The sequence below is a fragment of the Bradyrhizobium sp. Leaf396 genome, from assembly GCF_001424605.1.
GTDB lineage: Bacteria > Pseudomonadota > Alphaproteobacteria > Rhizobiales > Xanthobacteraceae > Bradyrhizobium > Bradyrhizobium japonicum_C.
Genome location: NZ_LMQJ01000064.1, coordinates 253,676 through 280,481, shown reverse-complemented (window position 1 = coordinate 280,481; position 26,806 = coordinate 253,676). Strand labels below are relative to the sequence as shown.

Below are 26,806 nucleotides of genomic sequence, written 5' to 3'. Positions count from 1 at the left end.
GGGGCTGACGTCGACGCGGAGACAGCGCCCCGAACGAATTCGCCTGGAAGCGGACATCCACTCCCGGGCGATCAAGATCTAAGTCTGAGGTCATCAGATCAGTTCGGCACCGCAGCTTTCGCCGGCCGCTTGGCGGCGATGGCGTTCGCCGTGCCGCCGTGCAGGAAGTCGAACGCTGCATGCAGGGCCTTGTCGTCCTCCTCCTTCGGCGGAACATAGGATTGCGACCCGGTCTGCTCGCCGCCCTCGCCGGCCGAGAGATGCCCGCGCATCTGGGCCTCGGCCATGGTGTCCATCCGGCCCTTCAGCTCCGGCGGCACGTCCTGGAGGATCTCGATGTCGGGCGCGATGCCCTGGGCCTGGATCGAGCGACCCGACGGCGTGTAGTAGCGCGCCGTCGTCAGCGCCAGCGCGCCGTTGCCGGAGCCGAGCGGAATGATGGTCTGCACGGAGCCCTTACCGAAAGAACGCGTGCCGATGATCGTCGCCCGCTTGTGGTCGTGCAGCGCACCGGCGACGATCTCGGAGGCCGAGGCCGAGCCGCCGTTGATCAGCACCACGATCGGCTTGCCCTTAGTGAGATCGCCGCCTTGGGCGGTGAAGCGCTGGGTTTCTTCCGGACTGCGGCCGCGGGTCGACACGACCTCGCCACGCTGCAGGAAGGCGCTGGACACCGACACGGCCTGGTCGAGCAGGCCGCCGGGATTGTTGCGCAGATCCAGCACGTAGCCTGTGAGCTTCTCCGGCGACACCTGCTTGGAGATCGACGCGATCGCCTTCTTCAGGCCATCGGTGGTCTGCTCGTTGAATGAGGTAATGCGGATATAGCCGATGTCGCCGTTCTCGACGCGGAAGCGCACGGGGCGCACGTGGATGATCTCGCGCGTGATCGCGACTTCAAGCGGCGCGTCCGCGCCCTTGCGCACGATGGTCAGCTTGGTCTTGGTGTTGACCGGGCCCTTCATCTTGTTGACCGCCTGCTCGAGCGTCATGCCCTGCACGGCTTCGCCGTCGATCTTGCTGATGAGGTCGCCGGACATGAGACCGGCCTTGGACGCCGGCGTGTCGTCGATGGGCGACACCACCTTGACGAGGCCATCCTCCATCGTGACCTCGATGCCGAGCCCGCCGAACTCGCCGGAGGTGGTCTCCTGCATCTCGGTCCAGGCCTTGGCGTTCATATAGCGCGAATGCGGATCGAGCGAAGTCACCATGCCGGTGATCGCACCCTCGATCAGCTTGGCATTGTCGGGCTTCTCCACATAGCTCGCCTTGACGCGCTCGAACACCGCGCCGAACAGATTGAGCTGGCTGTAGGCATCATTCGCGCCCGCCGCCGCCCGCGCCGCCCATACGGAGCCGTGCGGGCTCGCTACCAGAAGGGTCAGGCAGGCTCCGGTGAGTGCGCCGAGGGGGAACAGCAGGGATTTCCGCATGGATGAGGGTGCCTTTTGCTTGGCGGTTCTCTTGGAGCTGAGGAGGCGCCATACAAATGGCGATCCAGCCCGCTTCTCACAATACCATTCCGGTTTCTTCAAGGCCGGGATGCCACGTTGGCGGGTATGCCGACGAAATCCCTTCGCCCTGGACTAAAATTTTGGCAACGTCCCGGTTGTTGCGCGGCAAGCGCAAACCGGTCGGCCCGCCGCGCCTCGCAGCTATGCGATTTTACGATGGTTTGGGAGGCCCGGACGCGATAGGCGATGACGATAAGGCTTCAAATTCTCGGGAGGATAACAATGAACGAAGCGCCCCGCATCCAGCCGGACCGGAACGTCGAGCTCGGTGCCAGCAACGAGCCGTTCCAGAACCTGCACGAGTTCATCCGGAAAGCGCGCGCCAACCTCAACCAGAATGCCTGGGACTACATCGTCGGCGCCGCCGAGACCGAAACCACGATGCGCCGCAACCGCATGGCTCTGGACGAGATCGCCTTCCGCCCGCGCGTGCTGCGCGACGTCCGCAAGGTCGACGGCGGGGTCGATCAGTTCGGCCGCAGGATGCGCTTGCCGGTCGTGCTCGCTCCCGTCGGTGCCCTCGAGATCTTCGATCCGGATGGCGCGGCAAGCGTGGCGCGCGCCGCCGGCGCTTTCGGTGCGGCGCACATGCTGAGCTCGGTATCCGAACCAGGACTGGAAAAGACCGCCGAAGCCGCGCCCGATGCGCTACGGCTTTATCAGCTCTATGTCCGCGGCGACGATGCCGTCGTCGCCGATGTCGTCAGCCGGGCCGAGAAGAACGCCTATGCGGCCTTCTGCCTGACCGTTGACACCGCCCATTACAGCCGTCGTGAACGCGACATCGCCAAGCGCTACGTTCGCGAGAGCCGCCTGCGCGCCACAGGGGGCGATTTCCAGAAGGGCCTGGAATGGCGGACGGTCAAGATGATCAAGGACAAATTCGAGATACCACTGATTCTGAAGGGCATCGCCACGGCAGAGGACGCGCTGATCGCACTCGATCATGGCGTGGACTGGATTTACGTCTCCAACCATGGCGGCCGCCAACTCGACCACGGCCGCGGTGCCATGCATGTGCTGCCCGAGATCGTCGATGCCGTGAAGGGCCGCGCCAAGATCATGGTCGACGGCGGTTTCGGTCGCGGCACCGACATCGTCAAGGCGATCGCTGCGGGCGCGGACCTCGTCGGCATCGGGCGGTTGCAATGCTGGGCGCTGGCGGCGGCAGGCGAAGCCGGAGTCGCACGGATGCTGGAGCTGCTTGAGGACGAGGTGCTGCGCTGCCTTGGCCTGTTGGGCGCCACCTCGTTCGCCGAGGTGGACAAGTCCTGCCTGCATCCGGCAACCGCCACCAACGCGCCGAGCGTGTTCAGCGCGTTCCCGCTGTTCGACCATGAGCCCTATCGCTACTGACCTGCCAATACTGACGTCAGAAGGAAGCAATGACATCGCTCTCTCCCGGCAGCGCGGATGCGCTTCTGTTCGACCTCGGGCGCGTGGTGCTCGACATCGACTTCTCCAAGGCGATCGCCTGCTGGGCAGGGCATGCCGGTTGCCAGCCGGAGGCCATCGTCGCGCGCTATGTGCGCGACGAGGCCTACCGGCTGCACGAGATCGGGAAGATCAGTGACGAGGACTATTTCGCCTCGCTGCGTGCTTCACTCGGAATCGGCATCTCGGACGCGCAATTCCTGGAAGGCTGGAACGCGATCTTCGCCGGGGAGATGCCTGACATCGCCGAGCTGCTGCCGCGCGCGGCGAAACTGATGCCGCTCTATGCCTTTTCCAACACCAATCGGCCGCATGTGGACTATTTCTCGAAGGAATATGCCAGCGTGCTCGGCCATTTCCGCGAACTGTATTTGTCGTCCAGCATCGGCCTGCGCAAACCGGATGCCGAGGCATTCGATCACGTCGTGGCGGCGATCGGCGTGCCGGCGGAGCGCATTGTGTTCTTCGATGATCTGGCAGAGAATATCGAAGGCGCACGGGCGCGCGGCCTGACCGCCGTCCATGTGACGTCGCCGCGCGATGTCGGCAACGCATTGAGGGCCCTGGGTATCTGAAACCCCCTGCAGGCGTCACGACACGGTTCCCGGAACTGGATTGGCGCAGCTCAGGAACCCGAGGCCTTTGTGCATTTTTATACGGAGTTCCCGGAACAGAATACCACCCAACGGACTCATGAGTCCGTTGGGACTTCTACATTGGACTTATCCACGTGCTGGGCAAAACCTATCTCACCAGGCAGGCTTCTCTGCTGCTTGAATTCGCCAGAACCACCTCGGATTCTGAACTTTCCGCCAAGCTGATCAGCAAGGCCGCCGACCTGAAGTCCCAGGCCGACCCTCTGCCAGACAAGGATCAAGGCCCCAAAGCGCCCGACGTCGCCTCGAACGACGGCTGGGGCCGACCAAGCGGGAGTTGACCGACGTTGGCCGCGGCGCTCGTTCTTCTCGTGCTCGCCGTGGCCATCCTCATGCCGGTCTGTCTCACCTTCCGGACCATGCCCAGGCGGAGTTGAGCCTCATTGATGACGCAGGATAAATCATCCTGCTTCCCGCTTTGCCTCGCGTTCGCACTCCGCTAGAACTCTCGCCGCATTAGCGATCTGCTCAGCAGGAGTTTCCGCCCGTGGCCCTGATGCCGGTTTCTGACGCGCTCGCGGCGGTGCTGGCCGGCGCCGAGCCGCTGGCCGAAGAAACGGTTTCCCTCGAGGGGGCCTACCATCGCGTGCTCGCGCGCGACGTCGCGGCGCGGCGCACGCAACCGCCTGAGGCGATGTCGGCGATGGACGGCTATGCAGTGCGGGCGGCCGATGCGGCCACGATCGATTCCAGGCTGACGGTAACGGGCGAGGTCGCAGCGGGCCGTCCGTTCGCTGGAAGGGTCGGCGTCGGCGAAGCCGTACGAATCTTCACGGGCGGCGTCGTTCCCGATGGCGCCGACGCGGTTGTGATCCAGGAGGACACGATCGCCGAGGGCAAGCTCATCACGATCAAGGAGGCCGCAATTCCCGGCCGTCACATTCGCCCCGCCGGCGTCGACTTCCGCGAGGGCGACGTGCTGCTGCGCAAGGGAACCCGCCTCACCGAGCGCGATCTGGCGCTGGCCGCGGCAATGAATCACCCGCAGCTCGCCGTCTGCCGCCGTCCGAAGGTCGCGATCCTTGCCACCGGCGACGAACTGGTGGCGCCGGGCAGCACGCCCGGTCCCGGCCAGATCGTCTACTCCAACGGCTACGCCCTGCACGCGCTCGCGCGCAGCGAGGGCGCCGAGACCATCGATCTCGGCGTTGCCGCCGATACGCTGGAGTCCACGTCCGCCGGCATCCGCCGCGCCCGCGAGAGCGGTGCCGACATCCTGATCACCACCGGTGGAGCGTCGGTCGGCGACCACGACCTGGTCCAGCAGGCGCTGAGGGACGAAGGCATCTCGATGGCGTTCTGGAAGATTGCGATTCGGCCCGGCAAGCCGATGATGCACGGCCGGCTCGGCGCGATGCGCGTGATCGGCCTGCCCGGCAATCCCGTATCATCTTACGTGTGCGCCTTCCTGTTCATGGTGCCGCTGATTCGTGCGCTCTCGGGCCGCTCGATGATTCATCATCAGCGCGAGCACGCCGTGCTGGGTCGCGATCTCGCTGCCAACGACCAGCGCGAGGATTATCTGCGCGCACGCCTGGAGCTGCGCGACGACGGCGCGCTCGTTGCTGTTCCCGTGAGCCATCAGGACTCCTCGCTGCTTGCGAATCTTGCTGCGGCACAGCTACTTCTCGTGCGCGCACCGTTCGCGCCGAAGGCCGAAGCCGGCACGCCCTGCGTGGTGCTGCGGCTTCCGGCCTGAGCTGCGGGGCCACACGCATTCCGCGAACTCCGCCCCGTTCACCGTAAATTAAGCAGTTGCGGAACACATATCGAACATATAGTGTCCGTTCATGATTTGTTTCGAGATGTAGCGGCCTTATCGCCGAAATTCATCGTCTCGGAATCGAACGACATCAACCGGGGGACTTTGGTCGAGATGTTGACGCGCAAACAATACGAGCTTCTGCGGTTCATCAGCGAACGTCTGAAGGAAAGCGGCGTGCCGCCATCCTTCGATGAGATGAAGGATGCGCTCGACCTGCGCTCGAAGTCAGGCATCCATCGCCTGATCACGGCGCTCGAGGAACGCGGCTTCATCCGCCGCCTGCCAAACCGCGCCCGTGCCATCGAGGTGATCAAGCTGCCGGAGCTCCAGGCCGCTGCCGGCAGCCGCCGCGGCTTCACGCCTAGCGTCATCGAGGGCAATCTCGGGAGGATACGCCCCACGTCCAGCCCGCCTGCGGACGAAGGCGAGCGTCCCGTTGCGGTGCCCGTGATGGGGCGCATCGCAGCCGGCACGCCGATCGAGGCGTTGCAGACCCGGAGCCACACCATCAGCGTGCCGCCTGACATGCTCGGCTCAGGCGAGCATTATGCGCTCGAGGTACGCGGCGATTCGATGGTCGAGGCCGGCATCCTCGACGGCGACATGGCTCTGATCCAGCGCAACGAGAGTGCCAATACCGGTGACATCGTGGTGGCGCTGATCGATGACGAGGAGGCCACGCTCAAGCGCTTCCGCCGCCGCGGTGCCTCGATCGCGCTCGAGCCTGCCAATGCCGCGTACGAGGTCCGCATCCTGCCGCCGAACCGCGTGAAAATTCAGGGCAAGCTGATCGGGCTTTACCGGAAGTACTGAGCGGATCCAGCGTCCGAGCTTTGTGGCGCGGATGAGGATCGCTCCGGCTGGATGGTTTTCTGGTTCTGCGCAGATTATCCGGCCCCTTTTTCTCCCGCGCGATGTCTCAAGCTTGCTTGCGAGCAGCATCGCACCCCGCCGATTCAAGGCGACGACCGCGCGTCGGTTCGCTTTGAGCGGAAGCGCAGCAGCGCTGATGGCAGCATCGGGGTCGCGTGGCTGTTGCACGATCGCCGCATCGTCTGCAGAGCAATCGTATGCGGCTGCCGAAAATGCTCCGAAGCGAGCTTTGTTCCTATTGGATTGGGGAAAGATAATGTGATCGCGGCCTGCGGACGCAGCCGCAGATTTGCCTACAACGAAGCAGAGCGTTGCGTGCTTCCACCCTGTTGGAGGCCTGCGCCTCAAAGAGGTGCGGGTCATCTTCACATGAGGAGCACCCGATGTGTGACTACAGCCTGCATGCCATCGCGACGCGCCCGGCCGAAGTCGGCGAGACCATCGTCACGACAACGTTCCGCGGCACCTCAACGCGCGGCTTCGCGTCTGAAGCCGATCTCTCCGTCGCAGTCTGCCTGCTGCCGGGCACCGAGCTCGCTTTTGCCGACAACGTCCGTTACGATAACCGCTGGATCTGGACGCGCACCGTCAACTCCCGCGTCGGCAAGTTCGGCAAGATCGATCCGCACATTCCCGATCGCCATCATGACGCGATCGAATTCCCGGACGGCAAGTCCGTGCTGGTGACACAGCTGGTCGAAGGCCAGCGCGCGACCGTGCTGCAGCTGCCGGTGACCCAGACAATTGGCGAGCGCGAGCACAAGCCGCAGATCGCCGCCGGGACCCGGTCGACGATCACCCGCCTGCCGATCGACTGAAGCCGTCGTTCCGACCGAGAGGTCGAGAACCAGGATCAAAATGCCATCGCCGGCCGCGGCCGGCGAGATGGTATGGGTGCGTTCATGGAAGCCCGTCGGTTCGCCTGGTCCCGTCTATCCTCCATCGTCAGCCTGCAAGTCGGCATCCGATGGCGTTGCGTCCCGATTGCGGGGCAGTGCCGTCTTCGGCGCGAGGCTGCCGTCGAAGTCTCCCTCGCCGGCGCCCGCCGGCAACCAGGGGCGGCTTGCGCTGCGCGCCCTCACGGCCTGAACCGAGAAGCCTTCGCCGCTCCGCGTCAGAGCCAGTGCACCCTGACTGGCCAGACGCGGCCGGTCGATGACCATCGCCGCGCAATCAGGGGGCACGGGCCGCGCCGTCACCACCAGCGCGGCGCGGCTGCAATCGTCCGCCAGCGCGTCGATGCGGAGAGAAAGCGCGACCAAGCGCCCGTCAGCCAAGGCCGTGACGCAGCCGGACGCGTCGCAAGACACACCGTCGGCCAGCGAGGCACTGCCGGCGTCGCGGGGATCGCCGTCGGCAGCCAGCCATTGCTTGAGCAGGAAGCCATCCCTGCTCGCGCGGATCACATGCAGATGCCCGTCCCTGCCCCGCACGGCGACGCTCGCGCCGTCCCCGGCGATCAGGATATCGGGCTGTCGCACCGACAGCCCCCAGATGATCGCGGCAAACAGCACCAGCGCACCGGACCAGCGCAAGGGCGTGCGCAACAGGCCCATCACGATGACCCCGAGGCTCGCCGCGATCAGCGGCGCGATCCCGAACGCGGGAATGCGGCCGACCGCGCCGGGCAATGCCTCCACCCAGCGCGAGACCGCGACCATCCAGTCGATGCCGATCCCCATCAGCCACCAGAACACGCCGTCGAGCCCGAACGGCGCCGCGAGCAGCCCCAACAGCCCGGCCGGCATCACCAGCGCCGAGACCACCGGCATCGCGCCGAGATTGGCGAGCACGCCGTATGGCGTCACGCGGTGGAAGTGGAAGGCGGCATAAGGCGTGGTGGCAAGCCCGGCGATCAAGGAGGCCAGGAACAATATCGCGATCTCGCGGCCGCCCCACAGCGCGATCCGCGCCGTTGCGGAATGATCGGGCGATGCGAGCAGGTTCGGCATGCCGATCTGCACCAGCGCCACCAGCCCGAGCGTTGCGGCAAATGACATCTGAAAACTGGGATGAACCAGGGCCTCCGGTGCGACCGCGAGCACGATCAGTGCGGCCACCGCAAGCGTCCTGAACGTGATGGCGCGGCGGTCCACCATCACGGCGATCAGCACCACCGCCGTCATGAAGAACGACCTCTGCGTCGCGACCTCTGCGCCCGAAAGCAGCAGGTAGAACGCAGCCGCAACCAGCGCCGCTGCCGCCGACCACTTCTTGATCGCGAAGCCGGCCGCCAGTCCCGGGATCAACGCCAGCAGCGCGCGCACTGCGAAGAATACGACGCCGGCGACGACCGCCATGTGGTAGCCGGAGATCGACAGCACATGGCCCAGCCCCGAGACGAACATGGCGTCGTTGACGGGCGCGGTGATCGCATCACGCCGGCCGGTGAGCAGCGCCGTCGCGATCGCTCGGTTGTCGCCTTCGAGCGTGGCACGGATGCGCCCGTCGATCGCATCGCGCAGGCCCTGCATGAAAGCCGCGTAGCGCAGCCGCAAGCCGCCGGCATCCGGCGGCGTCGACGCCGTGATCGTGCCCATCACGAAGCCGGAGGCGCCGATGCCCTGGAAGAACATGTCGCGTGAGAAATCATAGCTGCCGGGGCGCACCGGCGAGATCGGCGGCAGCAGCCGGGCCTTCAGCTGCACGAAGCTGCCGACCTCCGGTGCCGTTCCCTTCCGAACCGAAAGACGCACGCGCTCGAGCTTGATGTCGCTGCGCTGCGCCTCCATCGCGGTGACGCGCAGCACGAAACGATCGGTGCGCTCGCGGATGTCCCGCGCTTCAACGAACCCCGACAGCGACACCGAATAGAGCGGCTTTGCCAAAACGGTGTGAGCGACGCGCGCGGTCTTCCAGGTCGCGACGGCAAAGCCGGCGGCGACCGCTGCGATCATGATGGCGGGGGCGAACAGGCGGCTCCGCCGCAGCAGCACCGCGCCGAGCATCAGCGCGGCCGCTGTCGTTGCCACGACCCACAGCACAGGCTCGTGATCCGCGGCGAAGTAGAGTGCAATCCCGCCCCCGAAGGCGACCGGCACCCAGGGCAACAACCGGCCGGGCCCCGCCTCGGCGCGGGCCCATCGGCGCAGCGTCTCGACGATGGCGGGCCAAAGGCCAAGGTCAGCCGGCGCGAAGCCGCCAGCGGGCGCGACACGGCCGACTGGCCACGTCCCGGCGACTCCCTGGGAGCGCACTGGCCGGCTCCGCTCCGCCATTCCCCCTGCACCTTGCGATACGCGACGGGCGACGAGGCTACTGGAAGGTGCGACTGCTCAGATAGCGGTACAGATCAGGAACGAGCGGCCGAGCGCCCTACTTTTCCTCTTCCATCGTCACGGCCACCGACGCCTTGGCGGACAGACGGACCTTGTTGCCTTCGACGTCGGCAACGAGGCCCTTGTCGATGAAATGATGGTGACCCTTGTGACTGCCCTCGCCACTGTCCTTCTTGGTCAGCTTGATGCGATTGCCCTCGACGCGATCGACGGTGCCGACATGAACGCCGTCGGCGCCGATCACTTCCATATGCTCTGCAATGTTCTGCATGGCCGGATCCCTGTTTGGATCCCACTCAACGCACCAGTCCCACGTTCGTTTCCAGCACCTGATGAGGATCCTGTGTGCGGCGAGGCGCGTCAGATCAGCGGCGCCTGCGAGGAGGCATGGTGGTTGACGATCTTCCAGTCGCCGTCCTCCCGGACGATCACCCAGCTCATCTTGACCATGAGATCGGCACGCTCGCCGGCAAGATCGAATGAGATGGTCGCAGCCATGTTGATGAGGTCGGGACCCGACTGTGCCGCCTGTACATCCGAGAACGCGGCGCTCGGTTTGCGCCAGCGCGGCAGGCCGTTGAAATAGTCGGCGACGCCGTCCCTGCCCCGATAGAGTTTCGGATTGGAGCCGAAGAAGAACGCGTTCTTCGAATACAGCGACGACAGCGCCGAGGCGTCGAGCTTTGCGAAGCCTGCGCACCATTTCGAGATGATGGCGGAAACGATCTCGCCGGCCTCACTGCTCATGACCGCTCCCTCAGCCTTTGGCGACTTCCTTCGCAAACGTATCACGCAGGCCGATGGTGCGCGAGAACACCGGCTTGCCAGGCGTCGAGTCCTTGTCACGCACGAAATAGCCCTGGCGCTCGAACTGCATCGGCTCGGTCGAATTGCTCTCGGCAACGGAAGCCTCCACCCGCGCGTCGGAGAGAATCTGCAGCGAGTTCGGATTGAGATCGGCTGCAAAATTGGAGGCGTCTGGGGTCGGATTGGCGAAAAGCTGGTTGTAGATGCGGATCTCCGCCGGCATCGAAGTCGCGGCCGGCAGCCAGTGCATGGTGGCCTTGACCTTGCGGCCGTCGGGCGCGTTGCCGCCCTTGGTGGCGGGATCGTAGGTGCAGCGCAGCTCCACCACCTCGCCCTTGTCGTTCTTGATCACGCCGGTGCATTTGACGAAATAGGCATAACGCAGCCGCACCTCGTTGCCCGGCGACAGGCGGAAGAACTTCTTCGGCGGGTTCTCCATGAAGTCGTCCTGCTCGATATAGAGCTCGCGGCCGAAAGTGATCTTGCGCGTGCCGGCGCTGGCGTCGTCGGGATGGTTGATCGCCTCGAGCTCTTCGGTCTGCCCTTCCGGATAATTCTCGATTACGACCTTCAGCGGCCTCAACACCGCCATGCGGCGCTGGGCCGTGCGGTTCAGCTCCTCGCGGATGCAGAACTCGAGCATGCCGACATCCACCACGCTGTTGGCCTTGGCGACGCCGATGCGCCTGACGAATTCGCGCAAGGCCGCCGGCGGCACGCCGCGGCGGCGCATGCCTGCCATGGTCGGCATGCGCGGATCGTCCCAGCCCGCGACATGGCCGTCGCGGACCAGCTGGGTCAGCACGCGCTTCGACAGCAGCGTGTAGGTCAGGTTCAGCCGCGCGAACTCATACTGGTGCGGCTTGGACGGCACCGGCAGCTTCTCGATGAACCATTCATAGAGCGGCCGGTGGTCCTCGAACTCCAGCGTGCAGATCGAATGCGTGATGCCTTCGATGGCGTCGGACTGGCCATGCGCATAGTCGTAGCTCGGATAGATGCTCCACTTCGTGCCGGTGCGCGGATGGTGCGCATGCAGGATGCGGTACAGCACGGGGTCGCGCAGGTTGATGTTGCCCGCGGCCATGTCGATCTTGGCCCGCAGCACGCGCGCACCGTTGGGGAATTCGCCGGCCTTCATGCGGCGGAACAGGTCGAGATTCTCCTCCACGCTGCGGTCGCGGAACGGCGAGTTCTTGCCGGGCTCGGTCAGCGTGCCGCGCGAGAGACGGATCTCCTCCTGACTCTGGTCGTCGACATAGGCGAGTCCGTCGCGGATCAGCTGCTCCGCCCATTCGTACAGGCGGTCGAAATAGTCCGAGGCATAGAACAGGTTCTTGCCCCAATCGAAGCCGAGCCAGCGTACGTCGGCCTGGATGGAATCGATGTATTCCTGTTCCTCTTTGACCGGGTTGGTGTCGTCGAAGCGCAAGTGACAGCGGCCCGGAAACTCCTGGGCGATGCCGAAGTTGAGTGCGATCGACTTGGCGTGGCCGATATGCAGGTAGCCGTTCGGCTCCGGCGGGAACCGGGTCACGATCTCCTTGTACTTGCCCTGCTCGAGGTCGGCCTGGATGATGTCACGAATGAAATCGCGCCCAACCTCAGCTGCCACCGGTTCTGTCATCACGAAAATCCTGTAAGGAAATCAGCGGTCCTTCTGCCAAATTCGCGTCGCCGCGCCAAGGCCTTGCCGTCCGCCGTCGGGCTTTAGTTATGCTCCGGGCCTGCTATACACCACCGCTTCCAATGCATGGGCCCTGCCAAGAATGTCCGATTCCGTCGTCACCCGCTTCGCTCCCTCGCCGACTGGCTTTCTCCATATCGGGGGTGCCCGCACGGCGCTTTTCAACTGGCTCTATGCGAAGAAGCATGGCGGCAAGATGCTGCTCCGGATCGAGGACACCGACCGGGAGCGCTCCACGGAGGCTGCCATCGCGGCCATCCTCGATGGCCTCAAATGGCTGGAGCTCGGCTGGGACGGCGATGTCATCTACCAGTTCGCCCGCGCCGCCCGCCACCGCGAGGTCGCCGAGCAGCTGCTGGCCGACGGCAAGGCCTATCGCTGCTACGCCACCGCCGAGGAGCTCGCCGCCATGCGCGAGAAGGCGCGCGCCGAAGGCCGTACCCGCCTCTATGACGGCATGTGGCGCGACCGCGATCCCGCGACCGCTCCGAGCGATGTCAAGCCGACCATCCGGCTGCGCGCGCCGCAGACCGGCGAGACCGTGATCGAGGACCAGGTTCAGGGCCGCGTGGTCTGGCAGAACGAGAACCTCGACGACCTCGTCCTTTTGCGCGGCGACGGCAACCCGACCTACATGCTCGCCGTGGTGGTCGACGACCACGACATGGGCGTCACCCACGTCATCCGCGGCGACGACCATCTGATCAACGCCGCGCGCCAGAAGCAGATCTATGATGCAATGGGCTGGACGCTGCCCAGCATGTCCCATATCCCGCTCATTCACGGGCCGGATGGCTCCAAGCTGTCGAAGCGGCACGGCGCGCTCGGCGTCGATGCCTACCGCGCCATGGGGTACCTGCCCGCAGCGCTGCGCAACTATCTCGTCCGGCTCGGCTGGAGCCATGGCGACCAGGAGATCTTCTCGACGGAGGAGATGATCGCGGCGTTCGATCTCGCCAGCGTCGGCCGTGCCGCCGCCCGCTTCGATTTCGCCAAGCTGGAGAACCTCAACGGCCACTACATCCGCCACGCCGACGATCAATCGCTCGTGAGGATGTTCGAGGACGTGCTCGACCACGTCGTGCCGAGCCGCGACGAGATTAAGGCCAAGTTAAACGAGACGACACGGGCACAACTTCTCAAGGCCATGCCGGCCCTGAAGGAGCGCGCCAAGACGCTGATCGAGCTGATCGACGGCGCCCATTTCATTTTCGCAGACCGGCCCTTGACCCCCGATCCCAAGGCGCAAGCGTTGCTGACGCAAGATAACCGGAGGCTGATCGGCCGGCTTCATTCCGCGCTGGAGAAAGTCGAGACGTGGAGCGGCCCCACCACCGAAGCCGCGCTGCGCGCCTTTGCCGAGGAAAACGGTCTCAAGCTCGGCGCGGTCGCCCAGCCTTTGCGGGCGGCGCTCACCGGACGGACGACGTCGCCTGGTATATTTGAGGTTTTGGATGTCCTGGGGCGCCAGGAGAGCCTCGACCGGCTTAAGGATCAATCTACGACGTAAGTCGACCATGCGCGCGGCGATCTTGCAGCGCACATAGCAATAATATACCCATCTCCCCGTACATTCTGGAACTTCCGGCCTGCCCCCATGATCTCCCTAGGGGCCTCCGGCTCCGGCCCGTTTCACCACACATCGGGGACCTACGATGGACGCAAAACCAAGCAACAAGACCGCCACTCTGACGGTTGGAAACAAGAGTTACGATCTTCCGATCCTCAGCGGCAGCGTCGGGCCTGATGTCGTCGATATCGGCAAGCTTTACGGCCAGTCCGGCCTGTTCACTTACGACCCGGGCTTCACCTCGACCGCGAGCTGCCAGTCCAAGATCACCTATATCGATGGCGACGCGGGCGTCCTGGAGTACCGGGGCTACCCGATCGAGCAGCTTGCCGAGCACGGCGACTTCCTCGAGACCTGCTATCTCCTGCTCTACGGGAACCTGCCCACCGCCGCGCAGAAGAAGGATTTCGATCATCGCGTGACCCATCACACGATGGTGCACGAGCAGATGGCCCGCTTCTTCCAGGGCTTCCGCCGCGACGCCCATCCGATGGCGATCATGGTTGCGGCCGTCGGCGCGCTCGCCGCGTTCTATCACGACAGCACCGACATCAACGATCCGCAGCAGCGCATGATCGCGTCCATGCGCATGATCGCGAAGATCCCGACCCTGGCGGCGATGGCCTACAAGTACACCGTCGGCCAGCCCTTCGTGTATCCGAAGAACTCGCTGGGCTTTGCCGAGAACTTCCTCAACATGTGCTTCGCGGTGCCCTGCGAGGATTACAAAGTGAGCCCCGTGCTCGCCGATGCGCTGGAGAAGATCTTCATCCTGCACGCCGACCACGAGCAGAACGCATCCACCTCGACAGTGCGTATTGCCGGCTCCTCCGGCGCCAACCCGTTCGCCTGCATCGCGGCGGGCATCGCCTGCCTCTGGGGCCCGGCGCATGGCGGCGCGAACGAAGCCGCACTGAACATGCTCTATCAGATCGGCACGGTCGACAAGATCCCCGAGTTCATCGCCAAGGTGAAGGACAAGAGCTCCGAGGTCCGCCTGATGGGCTTCGGTCACCGCGTCTACAAGAACTACGATCCGCGCGCCAAGATCATGCAGAAGATGTGTCACGCCGTGCTCAAGGAGACCGGCCATGGCGACGATCCGATGCTGAAGGTGGCGATGGAGCTCGAAAAGATCGCGCTCAGCGACCAGTACTTCATCGACCGGAAGCTCTACCCGAACGTCGACTTCTATTCAGGCATCACGCTGAAGGCGATGGGCTTCCCGGTGTCGATGTTCACCGTGCTGTTCGCGGTCGCACGCACCGTCGGCTGGATCAGCCAGTGGAGCGAGATGATCGAGGATCCGCAGCAGAAGATCGGCCGTCCGCGCCAGCTCTATACCGGCGTAACAAAGCGCGATTACGTTCCGATCGACAAGCGCTAACGCCGGCCGTCACGGGTTTCGAAGCGGCGCCATCGCAAGATGGCGCCGCTTTCGTTTGGCGGAACATTGCGCCTGACCCGGCTGCTCGGTCCCGGCAGCATTCGCGTCCACGTGATTGCGAAGGGCGTGGTGATCACCGAGCGCCGCCGCCGGCTGCGGTATCCGAAAGGTGCAGGCCATTGCCAAAGGGCGCTCGCGTCGGGGCGTCCGCGGTGCGGCGAGGCCCGACGACATTGCCACCATGGAGCTGTTCCTCGCCTCCCGGGACAGCCATCGCATCGCCGGTCAGTATTTTCGGGGCGATGCGGGTCTCGCCCAGGGCGTGCACTCGAATTCGTCTCGGGTTCGCGTTGCGCGACGGAGATGTCGCGGATATTGATCCAGGTCGCGATCAAGGTGATCTACGATCGATGGTCTCTTGGGGTGCGAAATGGGCAGGCGTAGCAACGGATGTTTGCCCACCGAAATCGTAAACATCCGCTCCGTGTCAATCGCCTTGGTGTCACGCTAGGCTGCAAACTTCCGGTCACATCCTCGCGGCTGATGATGCCGGCAAAGTCGGAGCGAGCGATGCAAAAACGTAGAACCGCGCGGTAGATGGCTGGAAGTTGTGTTGCGAGCCAGCACAATGCTGCGCCGCGTCCTTCACCTGTTAAGCTGCTATCTCGCCACGCCAAAGAACAGGTTCGGGAAGTACAGCGCGATATCCGGGAAAACGATCAGGATCAGCACACCGACCATAGTCACAAGCACGTACGGAATCACGGACCAGTAGATATCACCCATCGTGACTTCCGGCGGCGCCACGCTCTTCAGATAAAACAGATTGAAGCCGAAAGGTGGTGTCATATAGCCGATCTCCATCATGATGATGAAGATCACGCCGAACCAGATCGGATCAAAATTGTAGGCCTGGACCACCGGCAGGAACACCGGAAGCGTGATCAGCATGATCCCGACCGGGTCAAGCACCATGCCCAGGATCAGCAGCACGAACAACATGAACGCGAGGGCTCCCCATTTTCCGCCGGGAACAAGCGTCATCAGGTGATTCATCAACTCGCTGGCACCCAGCGTCGTGTATGCCGTCGAGAACGCATGCGCGGCGAACAAGATCCACATGATCAGCGCCGTCAGGCGCAGGGTTTGGATCGCCGCGTCGTTCAGCACGGCCATCGACAGCCTGCGATGAACGGCGGATGCGATCAGCGCGCCGAACACGCCCAGCGCGGCAGCCTCAGTCGGCGTTGCAAAGCCGCCGAAGATGGCGCCGAGCACCAGAAACACGATGAACAGCGGCAAGAACACGGCTTTCAGTGAAGCGAACTTTGTTTGCCAGTCGCCGCGCTCCTGGATCGGCAATGCAGGCGCAAGCGATGGCTGCAACCAGGCGCGAACGCCGATATAGATCGAAACCAGCACGAACAGCAGGATGCCGGGACCGATTCCGGATGCGAACAGCCGGCCGACTGATACCTCGGTCAGCAAAGCGTAAAGCACCATCAGGATCGATGGGGGGATCAGGATGCCCCAGCCGCCGCCGCAGTTGATCGCGCCGACAGCGAGCCGCTTGTCGTAGCCGCGCTCCAGCATCCGCGGCAGCGCTATGGTGCCCATCGTCACGACTGCGGCGCCGCTGATCCCGCTCATCGCGGCAAAGATCGCGCAGATCGCTACGGTGCCGATCGCAAGCCCGCCGCGAAAGCCGCCGAACCAGAGATGCATCATCCGGTAAAGATCGTTCGCGACACCCGACTTCTCGAGCAGCATCGCCATATAAACGTACATCGGTATCGCGATCAGCGTGAAGCTCATCATCGAGTCCCAGAACTTGGACGCGACGATGTAGAACCCGACCGGCCCCATCGTGAAGTACAGGAAGACGACCGAGATGCCGCCGAGGGTGAAGGTAAGCGGCGTGCCGATGAAAAGGAAGACCAGCAGCGAACCGAAGAATAGAAGCGTGAGAAGCTCGACTGACACAATGGATCCGTTCGTCTAATGAGAGGGTTCGTCGGTCGCCTGCTTGCCGAACGTATCCGGGTCGTTCTCCAGCCCCTTGACGGTGCGGATGTCCGAGGCAAACCGGACGAGGCCCTGCAACAGCAACAGCACGCCCGCGACTGGGATGATGATCTTGACCGGCCAGATATGCGGATTCCAGAGACTGGACGATCTCTCGAACTTGGCCGCGGAATCCCAGGCCATGTCGACGCCTTGCCAGATCAGCACCCCGAGGAAGAGGAAGAACAGGAATGAAGTAGCGAGATCGACGACCGCCTTGTTCACGCGGCTGAATTTGCCATAGATGATGTCGACGTTGACATGGGCCCGCTCGACCAACAGATACCCGCCGGCAATCACCGCGTACCCGCCGAAGATCAGCTGTGCGAATTCGGCGGTCCAGATAGCCGCACTGCCGACGACGTAGCGCATGATCACGTCGGTCATCAGCAGCAGGAACATCGGCGCGATCAGCCATGCCGCGACCTTGCCGATCCAGATATTCAGGTGCGTGACCGTCCTGGCGAGTTTCAGCATTCTATGACCCGTATTCTGACGACCGCAAGTCAGCGCCGCCTGTTCACGCTGTCGGTGATTCGGAACGATTTTGAAGCAGCCGTGCCGCCTGCCGTGCCCCGCCGGCCGGCGGCCGGTAATGTCAGACGTAACCGAGATCGGTCATTAATGTCGTCAGGGCCTCGCCACCCTTGCTCGCAACAGGTCCCTTGGCGATCTCCTTCTGGAGAATGCCCTTCGAAGCATCGGCGAACTTCTTGAGCACGTCGTCGGGAAAGCGAACTACCTCAACGTTCATCTTCGTCTTGCCGGTGGTCAGCGCAATCGCTTCCTTGTGCAGATACTCGACCGAGCGACGGAAGTAGCGCTCTTCGATCAAGGCGAGAAACTGGAGCCGGAGATCGGCAGGCAACTTGTCCAGCGCAGCGGTGCTGATGATCCAGCAGTCGTTGGTGACGCCGAGCGCCGGTTTCATGTGATAGGGCGCGACCTCCCAGAACTTCATCGACAGCGCGCCGATCGCCGCGCCCCAGTGAGCGCCATCGACGACGCCCGTCGAAATCGCCTGGTAGATCTCGGGGCCGGCGACCTGTTGCGGCGAGGTGCCCGCGGCCGACAGGTAATCAAGCATCGTGCCGGCCGAACGCACCTTCAGGGTCCCGAGGTCTGCCGCAGAGGTGATCTTCTTCTTCAGCACGATCTCGGTCGGATAGGCCTTTTCGCCGAGCAGGATCACGCCCTTGGGTCGCAGTTCATCGTTGACCATCTTCTCGATGCCGAGATTCTTGGTCAGGTGCATCAGCTCCCAGGTCTCGCGCAACGTACCCGGAACTCCGTAGTACAAACCCATCGCCTGCGCCTCGCCGAGGATATAGGCCGGCGAGATCGTGCCCATCTGAACGACGCCCTTGCGGACTACGTTGAAGATCTCGCGATCCTTCGCGATTTCGCCCGCGCCGTACAATTCCATCTTGAAGCGTCCGCCGGTACGTTCTTCCAGCTCCTTCTGCAGTACGACAAGACTGTCGTTGAACGAGCCCGATGCTTTGGGCCAGTGCGACTGCACCTTCCAGGAAACCTTTTCCTGCGCGTGCGCGCTTCCAATGATCGAAGGCGTTGCAAGCGTTGCTACGGAACCCATCAACACGTTTCGGCGATTGAACTTGCTGTTCTGATCCGACATGTCTCTCTCCCTTGCCAGCCCGTCTGAATAGCTGAGCCGTTCTTTTTAGAAATGAGAACATGAGACAACTCGGCAAGTCAATCAGCGTTCGTCTTTGCCGTTCCGCGCAGCGGAACACGTTGGGATGGCTGAGCGCTTTCGGATCAAGTGGCCGACGTGACGGGCCAGCATGTCAATCAAAGCGTGTGGCTCCAGCGTGCCGTCGAGCCAAAGCCAGTCGGCCGAGACATTTTCATGCCACCGGTCCATGCCTTGGTGGAGCGTGTACGTATGAGATTGCCGGTAAGCCAATTGCGGTCGCCCACTGGCGGCGTCTTCTGCAGCAATCCAGACGACAGTGGTATTGATCGCCGTCTTAGCTGGCAGTAACTGAAACTGGACGCTTACACGTTGTACTGGGTGTCGAAGGCGCTGGTTGCTGTCCCGTTGAGCGCATGTTGTACGTTGCGCGCATACACAATCGTTTGTTCGCTCCCGCTTTCCTCAAGCAGACGCTTATGAGGACACGCCCGAGCCCGTTCGCACGCCCTTTCGCATCGCGGCCAGCACGATGTCGGCGGCGAGCACGCTAGGCGATGTGTTACCCGTCGACATGATCTGATCGAGCTGGGCGAATGCTTCCACCTGTCGCCGGCGAAGCGGCGAATCCATCAGCAGTTCGGCGAGCGCCGGCGCGAGCTTATCCGGCGTGCAATCCTCCTGCAGAAACTCCGGAATGATGTCCTTGCCGATCACGAGATTGGCAAGGATCACCGACGAGACGCGGATCGCGCGGCGCAGGATGAAAGCTTCGATAGCGCCGACGCGATAGGCGGTCACCATCGGAATGCCCGACAGCGCGAGTTCGAGAGTCACCGTCCCGGATTTGGCCAGCGCGGCGCGCGCGATCCGGAAGGCGGCACGCTTCTCGTTCTCCCCGATCACGAGCTGCGGCTTGACCGGCCAATTGGCAATGCCTTCACGGATGGTGGGTTCGAGATGCGGCATGGTCGGCAGCATCAGCTCGAACGCGCGCCCCTCCGCCTGCAACCGGCCGAGTGCCGCGCCGAACACATCGAGGTGATGCCGGATCTCGCTGCGCCGGCTGCCTGGCAGCACCAGCAGCACCGGCGGCTCGCCATCGCGTCGTGTCTGCTCCTCCGCGGTCGGCCGCAGCGACGCCAATTGCTCGATCAGCGGATGACCGACATAGCTGCAGGGCGGCCCGCCGAGCTTGCGGTATTCCTCCGGCTCGAACGGCAGCAGGCCCAGCACATGGTCGACGTAGCTGAGCATGGTCCGCGCCCGTCCCGGCCGCCACGCCCAGAGCTGCGGCGAGACGTAATCGACGATCGGGATCTCGGGGCTGCGCGAGCGCACGCGGCGGGCGACGCGATGGGTAAAATCGGGGCTGTCGATGATGACGAGCGCGTCGGGCGCGGCATCGGTCACGGCGTCGGCCGTCTTTCGGATGAGCCGCAGGATCTTCGGCAATTGCTGCACCACCGCGGCAAAGCCGACGATCGACAGCTCCTCGATCGGAAACAGCGTTGCAAGGCCCTCGCGGGCCATGGTGCGGCCGCCAACGCCGACGAACTGCACACCGTCGCCGAGGCGCTGGCGCAGTACCTTCATCAAGGAACTGCCGAGCCGGTCGCCGGATTCCTCCGTCGCGATCAGGAAGATCTTGCGCTTGGGATCACGCGACTGCATCACGCGCTCAGCCCTATGACGAAGAGATATTTTGCGTCGGCAAGCGCGATCATCGCCTGCGGCTCGGCGGCAATGGTGTTGCCGGCGCTGACCGCGATGCCCGCAAGGCCGGCGGCCGCGACGCCCTCGATTGTGCGCGGGCCGATCGTCGGCAGGTCGAAGCGCAGATCCTGGCCGCTCTTCGGTGCCTTCACCAGCACGCCGCGTCCGGTGGCAGCGCGGATGCGCCCTTCCTCCCGCAGCCGCGCGACGCGAGCGAGCAGCGCGTCTGTGCCCTCTATGTCCTCGACGGCCACCACGTGGCCGTCGATCACCACGACAGCCTGGCCGATGTCGAACGGGCCGAGCGCGGTCAGCACCGCGCGGCCGCGTTCGATGTCGGCCTTGCTGGTGTCGCTGGGCCAGGCGCGACTGATGCAGCCCTCGGGCATCAGCAGATCCGGCGCGACATCCTTGATGCCGACCATGCGAAAGCCATCCTGCTCGAGCATGCGGCCGACACCGGACAAGAGATGGTCGTCGCCCCCGCGAAAGGCGCGGATGACGTTGCCGAGCAGGCGCAGCGTCTTGATGTCGAACCGGATCTCCGCCAGCGACGGCCGCACCAATGTGCCGATGAAGATCAGGTCGCGGCAGCCTTCCTGGCGAAACAGCCGCATCGCGCGGCCGAGCTGGCCGACCGAAATCCAGCGATGGCGGAACTGCTCCACCCGCGCCGGATCGCAGGCCCCGCGCAGCGGAAACAGCACCGGCGTGATGCCGCGCGCCGCGAGCGACTCGGCGACCGCAAACGGCATTGCGCCGCCGCCGGCCACGATCCCGACCGGTGACGAAACTTCCGGAGCCGCCGATGTCATTCCCGCGGCCATCGCAGGGTCACTTCGCGATAGCGGGAAGACAGAGCGGGCGCTTGCCCTTGCCGATGAAGTCGAGGATTTCGGCGATCGCAGGGTCCTCGCCCGCCAGCGGACGCGCCGCCTCCAGCCGTTCGGCGAATGTGCCGGAGCCATGGAAAAGCTTCTGGTAGAACGCACGCACGGTCGCGAGCCGCTGCTTTGTGAACTTGCGCCGCTTCATGCCGATCAGGTTCAGGCCTTCCAGCACCGCATATTGACCGTTGACGAGACCGAACGGAATGATGTCGTCGCGCACCCCACAGACGCCGCCGACCATGACCTGCGATCCGATGCGGGTGAACTGGTGCACCGCGGACAAGCCGCCGATGAAGACGAAATCGCCGATCTCGCAATGACCGCCCAGCGTCGCCGAGGTCGCGAAGATCACGTCGTTGCCGACATGACAGTCGTGGCCGACATGACTGCAGTTCATGAAATAGCCGCGGTCGCCAACGGTCGTGACACCGCCGCCGGCAACAGTGCCGGCGTTCATGGTCACGGACTCGCGGATGGTGCAGCCCGCGCCGATCCGGAGCTGCGTCAGCTCGCCACGATAGCCGAGCGACTGCGGCGGCGTGCCGAGCGAGGCAAAGGGATAGATGGTGCAATCGTCACCGATGGTCGTCTGCGCGGTGATGTGCACATGTCCGATCAGCTTGCAGTTCTTTCCGATCGCGACGTTCGGCCCGATGATGCAATAGGGTCCGATCTCGGTACCCTCGCCGATCACGGCGCCGTCCGCGACCCGTGCGGTGGGATCAATCTTGCTCATCAAGCCAATCTTACTCGTCAAGAAGGTCTGGTTATCTATTGAAGTCGCTCGCTTTTCCGGTGGTTAGCGCGACTATGCCCGATCTGTCCAGTGACGTATCATCTCGCCGTGTTTCAAGTGCCGGATGAGGCGGCCTTCCCGGTCCATCAGGACGTTCATGCGGAGCTTCAATTGTCGTGGTCAGGGCCCTGGTCCTCTTGCTAGCGCAGCTCGCGGGTACACCGATCGTGTCAGAGACGATCGAGACTGGCGAGCAGCGGATCGTCGATCTCGTCACGTTTGAATGCCGGGACATCACCCGCAGCACGGTGCTTCAGCGGGTCTGTTACGATCGCGCGCAGCAGGACCTGATTGTCGCGAGCAACGGCGCCTATGTCCGTTATTGCGGCGTGGCGGCGGACACCGTCGAACGCCTCATGGGCGCACCGTCCATGGGTCAGTTCTTTAGCCGGAATATCAAACGTGAGGCGACCACCGGGCGCTACACGTGCCGGACGCGCGAGCCGGTCCAGAAGAGCTGATCCGCTCAGTCCGTCAGCATGGCGCCGACGTCGGCCTCCGCCACCACCTGGCCGTTGACCTTGGCATCACCGTGAAACCACCACATGGCTTTGCGGCGCCCCAGCGAGCGCATGTGATATTCAATGGTGTCGCCGGGCAGCACCGGCTTGCGGAACTTGCACTTGTCGATCGTGAGGAAATAGACCGCCCGCGGTTTCTCGGTGCCCTCGACCGACTTGATGCCGATCACGCCCGCCGTCTGTGCCATTGCCTCGATCATCATGACGCCGGGATAGACGGGGCGCTCGGGGAAGTGCCCCTGGAAGGCCGGTTCGTTGAAGGTGACGTTCTTGATGCCGATGCCGCTGTAGTCGGCCCGGATGTTGATCACGCGGTCGATCAAGAGCATCGGAAAGCGGTGCGGCAGGGTCTGGAGGATGGCGTTGATATCCACCAGCTCGAACTTAACAGGTGATTCCGCCGTCATTCCCGTCCCTCGTCTTTCGGCTCCGCCTTGCTGTCGCGTACCAGGCGCTCCACCGCGATGATCTCTTTGAACCATTGTTTGGTCGGCTTGGCGAAATGCCCGCCCCACCTGCCGCCCGGGGGGATGTCGTCCTTGACCGCGCTCATGGCCGTCACCTGCGCTCCGTCGCCGATCTTGAGGTGATTGTTGATGCCAACCTTCGCTCCCAGCGCCACGTTGTCGCCGATGGTCAGGCTGCCGGCGAGACCGATCTGCGCCGCGAGCAGGCAATGCCGGCCGATCGTCACATTGTGGCCGATCTGGACCTGATTGTCGATTTTAGTCCCCTCACCGATCACGGTATCCCGCAAGGACCCACGGTCGATCGTGGTGTTGGCGCCGACCTCGACGTCGTTCTGGATCAGCACCCGTCCGGTCTGCGGCACCTTCAGATGGCCTTCGGGGCCGAAGAAGATGAAGCCGTAGCCGTCCTGACCGATCGAGCAGCCGGGGTGGATCAGCACGTTGTTGCCGATCAGGGCGCACTGGATGGCGGTTCGGGCACCGACATTGCAGTCGCGGCCGATCTTGACGCCCGGGCCGATCACCGCGCCGACGCCGATCACGGTGCCGCTGCCGATCTCGACGTCGGGGCCGATCACGGCCAGGGGATCGACGACCACGCCATCCTCGAGCCGGGCCGTGGGATCGATGATGGCGGATGGCGCGATACCGTCGTTGCCGACCCAGGATTGCGGCCTCAGCGCGTCTCCATGCCATTCCCGCGCGATCCTGACGAAGGCGCGGAATGGCTGCGCCACCCGCAACACGGCCACATGCGCAGGCACCTCGGCCTCGAATCGCGGGCTGACCAGGCAAGCACCAGCCCTGGTCGCCCGGAGCTGATCGGCATATTTGAGGTTGTCGAAGAACGCCAGATGCATGGGGCCCGCCTCGTCCAGCGAGGCAAGGCCCGTGATGACGTGGCCGCCCCTCGCGGGGTCGACCAGCTGCGCCTTGGTCAGCGTGGCAATCTCGGCCAACGCTGTGGCAGGCGGCTTTGTGAAGAAGATCGACTGCGCCATTCCACCCCGTCGCGGTCCGGCTTCGGCATGAAGCGGCCAGGCCGCATCATGCCTCATGACTTGGATTGGCACGATCCTCTTCGGAAACCGGCTCCACTGATCCGGATCGTGCCGTATTGATCGAACTAGAACGTGGTGCCGCCGCCGAACCGGAATTCCTGCACGCGATCGTACTTGCCCTTGCTGAGCGGCACGGCGTAGTCGAAGCGAAGCGGACCGAACGGCGACTGCCAGATCAGGCCGACGCCGACCGAGGAGCGCACAACCTTGCTGTCATCATACACGAGGCCGGTGCAGGTGCCGCTGCTCGCCGGATCGATGGTCGACGGGATACAGCCGGGCGCATTGACTTCGTTGGTCGTGGTCCAGCTCGTCGGCCCCCTGTAGTCGTAGAGGCCGCCGGCATCGGCATAGACCGCGCCCTTCAGGCCCACTTCCTTCGGCAGGAACCAGAACGGCATCTGCAATTCGAGCGAAGCGCCCCAGTACTGGGTGCCGCCGAGCGCATCCCGCGAACCGTACGGGTTCAAGTCGCGCGGGCCGATGCCGTTCGGGGCAAAGCCGCGAACGAGATTCGGGCCCATCTGGAAGTGGTCGAGCATGCGCAGATCGCTGCCGATCTTGTTCAGCATGCCGCTCTGCAGGCGCACGATGCCGACGATGTCGGAGACGAGCGGCGTGTAGTACTTCGCATCGATGACCGACTTCAGATAGGAGACGTCCCCGCCGACGCCGGCAAAATCCTGCCGGAAATCGACAAGCAGACCGTCGGTGGGGTTCTTGTTGTTGTCCAGCGTGTTGTAGGTCAGCGTGTAGCCGAGCGCCGAGGTCAGGGTCTTGCCGTTGGCCAGCTCCCTGCGCACCGGCAGCGAGGCTTCGCCATCGTTGTAGCAGCCGAGGCCATTGGTGGACGGATCCAGAGGTATACCAGTGGCAGCAGAGAAGGCCGGGCTGGGATTGAACGCCGCCGAACCGACCACGTTGTTACAGTTCGCAAGGTAATACGGAAGCGTGATCTCCTGCTGGTAGATCGAGTAGCGCACCTGGAGCGCCAGATCTTCACGCAAGGAGAAGCCGAGGCGCGGCGAGAAGCCGAGCGTCTTGGTGCCGTAGGAGATGTAGCTGTTGGACAGCTGCTGGCGCTGATAGAGGTCGAGACCGAGCGCCACGCGGTAGTCGAGCAGATAAGGCTCGACGAACGACAGCGAGTAGCCGCGGGCATACTGGCCATACGTCACCGACGCCTTGGCGAACAGGCCGCGGCCGAGCAGATTGCGCTCGGAGACCGACACTTCGGCCAGCGCGCCGTCGGTGGTGGAGTAACCGCCCGAGATCGAGAAGTCGCCGGTCGATTTCTCTTCCATGTCGACATTCAGGATGACGCGGTCGCTCGACGAGCCCGGCTCCGTCGTGATCTTCACCGTCTTGAAATAGTCGAGGTTCTTCAGGCGCCGCTCGGCGCGGTCGACCAGCGCGCGATTGTAGGCGTCGCCCTCCGAGATGTCGAACTCGCGGCGGATCACGTAGTCCCGCGTGCGGGTGTTGCCGCGCAGGTTGATGCGCTCGATGTAGGTGCGCGGGCCCTCGTCGATGTTGAAGACGACAGAGACCGTGTGCGCCTCGAAGTTGCGGTCACCGCCGGGCCGGACCACGGCGAAGGCATAGCCGCGACGCGAGGCCTCGATCTGCATCTCCTCGACCGACTTTTCGACCGACTCGACGTTGTAGAGCGAGCCGACATTGACGCGCGAATAGGCGCGCATCGACGCGGGATCGAAGTTGGGAATGCTGGAGCGGAAGTCGACCGTGCCGACGCGGTACTGCGCGCCTTCCTCGATCTTGAAGGTGACGTTGAAGCCCTTCTTCTCCGGATCGTACTCAGTGAGCGCGGCCACGACCTGGACGTCGGCGAAGCCGTTCTTGAGATAGAAGCGGCGGATCAGGTCGCGGTCGGCCTCGACGCGATCGGGATCATAGATGTCGCCGCTGGCGAGGAAGCTCAAGAGGTTCGATTCACGCGTCTTGATGACGTCGCGCAGGCGGTAGGACGAGAAGGCGTTGTTGCCGACGAACTCGATCGACTTGACGCCGGTCTTGGCGCCCTCCTCGATTGTGAAGATCAGGTCGACGCGATTGTTCGGCTGCTCGATGATCTCGGGCGTGACGCGCACGTCATAGCGGCCGGACCGGCGATAAATTTCAGCGATTCGCAGCGTGTCGGACTGCACCATGGCGCGGGAGAACGTGCCGCGCGCCTTGGACTGCACCTCGGCGGAGAGCTGCTCGTCCTTGATCTTCTTGTTGCCCTCGAAGGCGATCCGGCCGATCACCGGGTTTTCCACCACCGAGACGATGATCTGACCGCCGGGGCCGCGGTTGATCCTCACATCCTGGAACAGGCCGGTCTCGATCAACGCCTTGAGACCGTCGTCAATGGCGCCCTGATCCAGGCGGCCGCCCGGACCCGGCCTAAAATAGGAACGGATCGTCTCCACTTCGACGCGGCGATTTCCCTCGACGGAAATCGACTGGACGCTCTGAGCGAGCGCAGACGAAGACAGGAAAACAGCCCCGACCGGGGCAATTACCGGCGCGCCGAACATGATCAGGGTTGCGAGCAAGCCCCCCCGGAGTCGCAGTCCAAACTTCATCGCGCAACGCGCCCTTATCATTCCGTGCCAGACCCAACCCCAACGCCGGTCCGGAGATTCCCCAAG

At 63.9% G+C, this 26,806-nt stretch carries 23 protein-coding genes; 9 read left to right on the top strand and 14 right to left on the bottom strand.

Annotated features, from left to right (window positions below):
* Positions 1-98 precede the first annotated feature (98 nt).
* The gene (locus tag ASG57_RS32635) at positions 99-1,436 is read right to left on the bottom strand and encodes a S41 family peptidase (RefSeq protein ID WP_057198924.1); all 1,338 of its coding nucleotides are present in this window, start codon (positions 1,434-1,436) and stop codon (positions 99-101) included.
* 303 nt (positions 1,437-1,739) lie between these two features.
* Here ASG57_RS32635 and ASG57_RS32630 point away from each other — a divergent pair, with 303 nt between their 5' ends.
* The 6 genes from ASG57_RS32630 (at position 1,740) to ASG57_RS32605 (ending at position 7,063) form a co-directional block, all read left to right on the top strand.
* Positions 1,740-2,873: an alpha-hydroxy acid oxidase gene (locus ASG57_RS32630; RefSeq protein WP_057198923.1), complete on the top strand. Its 1,134-nt coding sequence runs from the start codon at positions 1,740-1,742 to the stop codon at positions 2,871-2,873.
* Between the two features lie 29 nt (positions 2,874-2,902).
* Positions 2,903-3,526, top strand: a complete 624-nt coding sequence (locus ASG57_RS32625) for an HAD family hydrolase (RefSeq protein WP_024341302.1) — start codon at positions 2,903-2,905, stop codon at positions 3,524-3,526.
* Positions 3,527-3,681: 155 nt separating this feature from the next.
* Positions 3,682-3,888 (top strand): hypothetical protein, encoded by a 207-nt coding sequence (locus ASG57_RS32620; protein ID WP_024341301.1) that lies wholly within the window; start codon positions 3,682-3,684, stop codon positions 3,886-3,888.
* A gap of 206 nt (positions 3,889-4,094) precedes the next feature.
* Positions 4,095-5,306 (top strand): molybdopterin molybdotransferase MoeA, encoded by a 1,212-nt coding sequence (locus tag ASG57_RS32615; protein WP_057198922.1) that lies wholly within the window; start codon positions 4,095-4,097, stop codon positions 5,304-5,306.
* A 177-nt stretch (positions 5,307-5,483) separates the two neighbouring features.
* Positions 5,484-6,185 carry a transcriptional repressor LexA gene (gene lexA, locus ASG57_RS32610; protein WP_024341299.1) on the top strand — a complete coding sequence of 234 codons (702 nt, stop codon included), beginning with the start codon at positions 5,484-5,486 and terminating at the stop codon, positions 6,183-6,185.
* A gap of 443 nt (positions 6,186-6,628) precedes the next feature.
* Complete coding sequence (locus tag ASG57_RS32605; RefSeq protein ID WP_057198921.1) at positions 6,629-7,063, top strand: hypothetical protein; 435 nt, start codon at positions 6,629-6,631, stop codon at positions 7,061-7,063.
* Positions 7,064-7,177: 114 nt separating this feature from the next.
* Here ASG57_RS32605 and ASG57_RS32600 read toward each other — a convergent pair whose 3' ends face one another.
* The 4 genes from ASG57_RS32600 to ASG57_RS32585 form a co-directional block, all read right to left on the bottom strand.
* Complete coding sequence (locus ASG57_RS32600) at positions 7,178-9,463, bottom strand: ComEC/Rec2 family competence protein (RefSeq protein ID WP_057198920.1); 2,286 nt, start codon at positions 9,461-9,463, stop codon at positions 7,178-7,180.
* Between the two features lie 97 nt (positions 9,464-9,560).
* A complete protein-coding gene (locus ASG57_RS32595) occupies positions 9,561-9,794 on the bottom strand; it encodes a DUF2171 domain-containing protein (protein WP_024341296.1) in 234 nt (77 codons plus the stop codon).
* 89 nt (positions 9,795-9,883) lie between these two features.
* Positions 9,884-10,270 (bottom strand): nuclear transport factor 2 family protein, encoded by a 387-nt coding sequence (locus tag ASG57_RS32590; RefSeq protein WP_024341295.1) that lies wholly within the window; start codon positions 10,268-10,270, stop codon positions 9,884-9,886.
* Between the two features lie 10 nt (positions 10,271-10,280).
* Positions 10,281-11,957 carry a glutamine--tRNA ligase/YqeY domain fusion protein gene (locus ASG57_RS32585; protein WP_057198919.1) on the bottom strand — a complete coding sequence of 559 codons (1,677 nt, stop codon included), beginning with the start codon at positions 11,955-11,957 and terminating at the stop codon, positions 10,281-10,283.
* A gap of 142 nt (positions 11,958-12,099) precedes the next feature.
* Here ASG57_RS32585 and gltX point away from each other — a divergent pair, with 142 nt between their 5' ends.
* Positions 12,100-13,527 (top strand): glutamate--tRNA ligase, encoded by a 1,428-nt coding sequence (gene gltX / locus ASG57_RS32580; RefSeq protein WP_057198918.1) that lies wholly within the window; start codon positions 12,100-12,102, stop codon positions 13,525-13,527.
* A 145-nt stretch (positions 13,528-13,672) separates the two neighbouring features.
* Complete coding sequence (gltA, locus tag ASG57_RS32575) at positions 13,673-14,974, top strand: citrate synthase (RefSeq protein ID WP_024341292.1); 1,302 nt, start codon at positions 13,673-13,675, stop codon at positions 14,972-14,974.
* A gap of 660 nt (positions 14,975-15,634) precedes the next feature.
* Here the strand turns inward: gltA and ASG57_RS32570 are convergent.
* From ASG57_RS32570 to lpxA, 6 genes are all read right to left on the bottom strand, one after another.
* Positions 15,635-16,957, bottom strand: coding sequence for a TRAP transporter large permease (locus ASG57_RS32570; RefSeq protein ID WP_057198917.1), 1,323 nt, complete (start codon positions 16,955-16,957; stop codon positions 15,635-15,637).
* Positions 16,958-16,972: 15 nt separating this feature from the next.
* Positions 16,973-17,515, bottom strand: coding sequence for a TRAP transporter small permease subunit (locus ASG57_RS32565; protein WP_057198916.1), 543 nt, complete (start codon positions 17,513-17,515; stop codon positions 16,973-16,975).
* A 121-nt stretch (positions 17,516-17,636) separates the two neighbouring features.
* Complete coding sequence (gene dctP / locus ASG57_RS32560; RefSeq protein ID WP_024341288.1) at positions 17,637-18,677, bottom strand: TRAP transporter substrate-binding protein DctP; 1,041 nt, start codon at positions 18,675-18,677, stop codon at positions 17,637-17,639.
* 495 nt (positions 18,678-19,172) lie between these two features.
* Entirely contained in the window at positions 19,173-20,372 is a 1,200-nt protein-coding gene (gene lpxB, locus ASG57_RS32555; RefSeq protein ID WP_156402887.1) for a lipid-A-disaccharide synthase, read from the bottom strand.
* On the bottom strand, positions 20,369-21,226 hold the full coding sequence (locus ASG57_RS32550) for an LpxI family protein (protein ID WP_057198914.1): 858 nt from the start codon (positions 21,224-21,226) through the stop codon (positions 20,369-20,371). The genes lpxB and ASG57_RS32550 overlap by 4 nt, the downstream gene beginning before the upstream one ends.
* Positions 21,227-21,245: 19 nt before the next feature.
* Positions 21,246-22,037 (bottom strand): acyl-ACP--UDP-N-acetylglucosamine O-acyltransferase, encoded by a 792-nt coding sequence (lpxA, locus tag ASG57_RS32545; RefSeq protein WP_057198913.1) that lies wholly within the window; start codon positions 22,035-22,037, stop codon positions 21,246-21,248.
* Positions 22,038-22,213: 176 nt separating this feature from the next.
* On the opposite strand from lpxA, the gene ASG57_RS32540 reads away from it, so the two are divergent.
* Entirely contained in the window at positions 22,214-22,558 is a 345-nt protein-coding gene (locus ASG57_RS32540) for a KTSC domain-containing protein (RefSeq protein WP_057198912.1), read from the top strand.
* 5 nt (positions 22,559-22,563) lie between these two features.
* Here the strand turns inward: ASG57_RS32540 and fabZ are convergent, their stop codons facing one another.
* The 3 genes from fabZ to bamA form a co-directional block, all read right to left on the bottom strand.
* Complete coding sequence (fabZ, locus tag ASG57_RS32535; protein WP_024341283.1) at positions 22,564-23,025, bottom strand: 3-hydroxyacyl-ACP dehydratase FabZ; 462 nt, start codon at positions 23,023-23,025, stop codon at positions 22,564-22,566.
* Positions 23,022-24,089, bottom strand: coding sequence for a UDP-3-O-(3-hydroxymyristoyl)glucosamine N-acyltransferase (lpxD, locus tag ASG57_RS32530; RefSeq protein ID WP_057198956.1), 1,068 nt, complete (start codon positions 24,087-24,089; stop codon positions 23,022-23,024). The genes fabZ and lpxD overlap by 4 nt, the downstream gene beginning before the upstream one ends.
* Positions 24,090-24,214: 125 nt before the next feature.
* Positions 24,215-26,740: an outer membrane protein assembly factor BamA gene (bamA, locus tag ASG57_RS32525; RefSeq protein WP_057198911.1), complete on the bottom strand. Its 2,526-nt coding sequence runs from the start codon at positions 26,738-26,740 to the stop codon at positions 24,215-24,217.
* Between the last annotated feature and the right edge of the window lie 66 nt (positions 26,741-26,806).

Coding starts and splice junctions, on each gene's coding strand:
- ASG57_RS32635 (WP_057198924.1), bottom strand. CDS start 1,436: ATGCGGAAATCCCTGCTGTTCCCCCTCGGCGCACTCACCGGAGCCTGC.
- ASG57_RS32630 (WP_057198923.1), top strand. CDS start 1,740: ATGAACGAAGCGCCCCGCATCCAGCCGGACCGGAACGTCGAGCTCGGT.
- ASG57_RS32625 (WP_024341302.1), top strand. CDS start 2,903: ATGACATCGCTCTCTCCCGGCAGCGCGGATGCGCTTCTGTTCGACCTC.
- lexA (WP_024341299.1), top strand. CDS start 5,484: ATGTTGACGCGCAAACAATACGAGCTTCTGCGGTTCATCAGCGAACGT.
- ASG57_RS32605 (WP_057198921.1), top strand. CDS start 6,629: ATGTGTGACTACAGCCTGCATGCCATCGCGACGCGCCCGGCCGAAGTC.
- ASG57_RS32600 (WP_057198920.1), bottom strand. CDS start 9,463: ATGGCGGAGCGGAGCCGGCCAGTGCGCTCCCAGGGAGTCGCCGGGACG.
- ASG57_RS32595 (WP_024341296.1), bottom strand. CDS start 9,794: ATGCAGAACATTGCAGAGCATATGGAAGTGATCGGCGCCGACGGCGTT.
- ASG57_RS32590 (WP_024341295.1), bottom strand. CDS start 10,270: ATGAGCAGTGAGGCCGGCGAGATCGTTTCCGCCATCATCTCGAAATGG.
- ASG57_RS32585 (WP_057198919.1), bottom strand. CDS start 11,957: ATGACAGAACCGGTGGCAGCTGAGGTTGGGCGCGATTTCATTCGTGAC.
- gltX (WP_057198918.1), top strand. CDS start 12,100: ATGTCCGATTCCGTCGTCACCCGCTTCGCTCCCTCGCCGACTGGCTTT.
- gltA (WP_024341292.1), top strand. CDS start 13,673: ATGGACGCAAAACCAAGCAACAAGACCGCCACTCTGACGGTTGGAAAC.
- ASG57_RS32565 (WP_057198916.1), bottom strand. CDS start 17,515: ATGCTGAAACTCGCCAGGACGGTCACGCACCTGAATATCTGGATCGGC.
- dctP (WP_024341288.1), bottom strand. CDS start 18,677: ATGTCGGATCAGAACAGCAAGTTCAATCGCCGAAACGTGTTGATGGGT.
- ASG57_RS32550 (WP_057198914.1), bottom strand. CDS start 21,226: ATGACATCGGCGGCTCCGGAAGTTTCGTCACCGGTCGGGATCGTGGCC.
- lpxA (WP_057198913.1), bottom strand. CDS start 22,037: ATGAGCAAGATTGATCCCACCGCACGGGTCGCGGACGGCGCCGTGATC.
- fabZ (WP_024341283.1), bottom strand. CDS start 23,025: ATGACGGCGGAATCACCTGTTAAGTTCGAGCTGGTGGATATCAACGCC.
- lpxD (WP_057198956.1), bottom strand. CDS start 24,089: ATGGCGCAGTCGATCTTCTTCACAAAGCCGCCTGCCACAGCGTTGGCC.
- bamA (WP_057198911.1), bottom strand. CDS start 26,740: ATGAAGTTTGGACTGCGACTCCGGGGGGGCTTGCTCGCAACCCTGATC.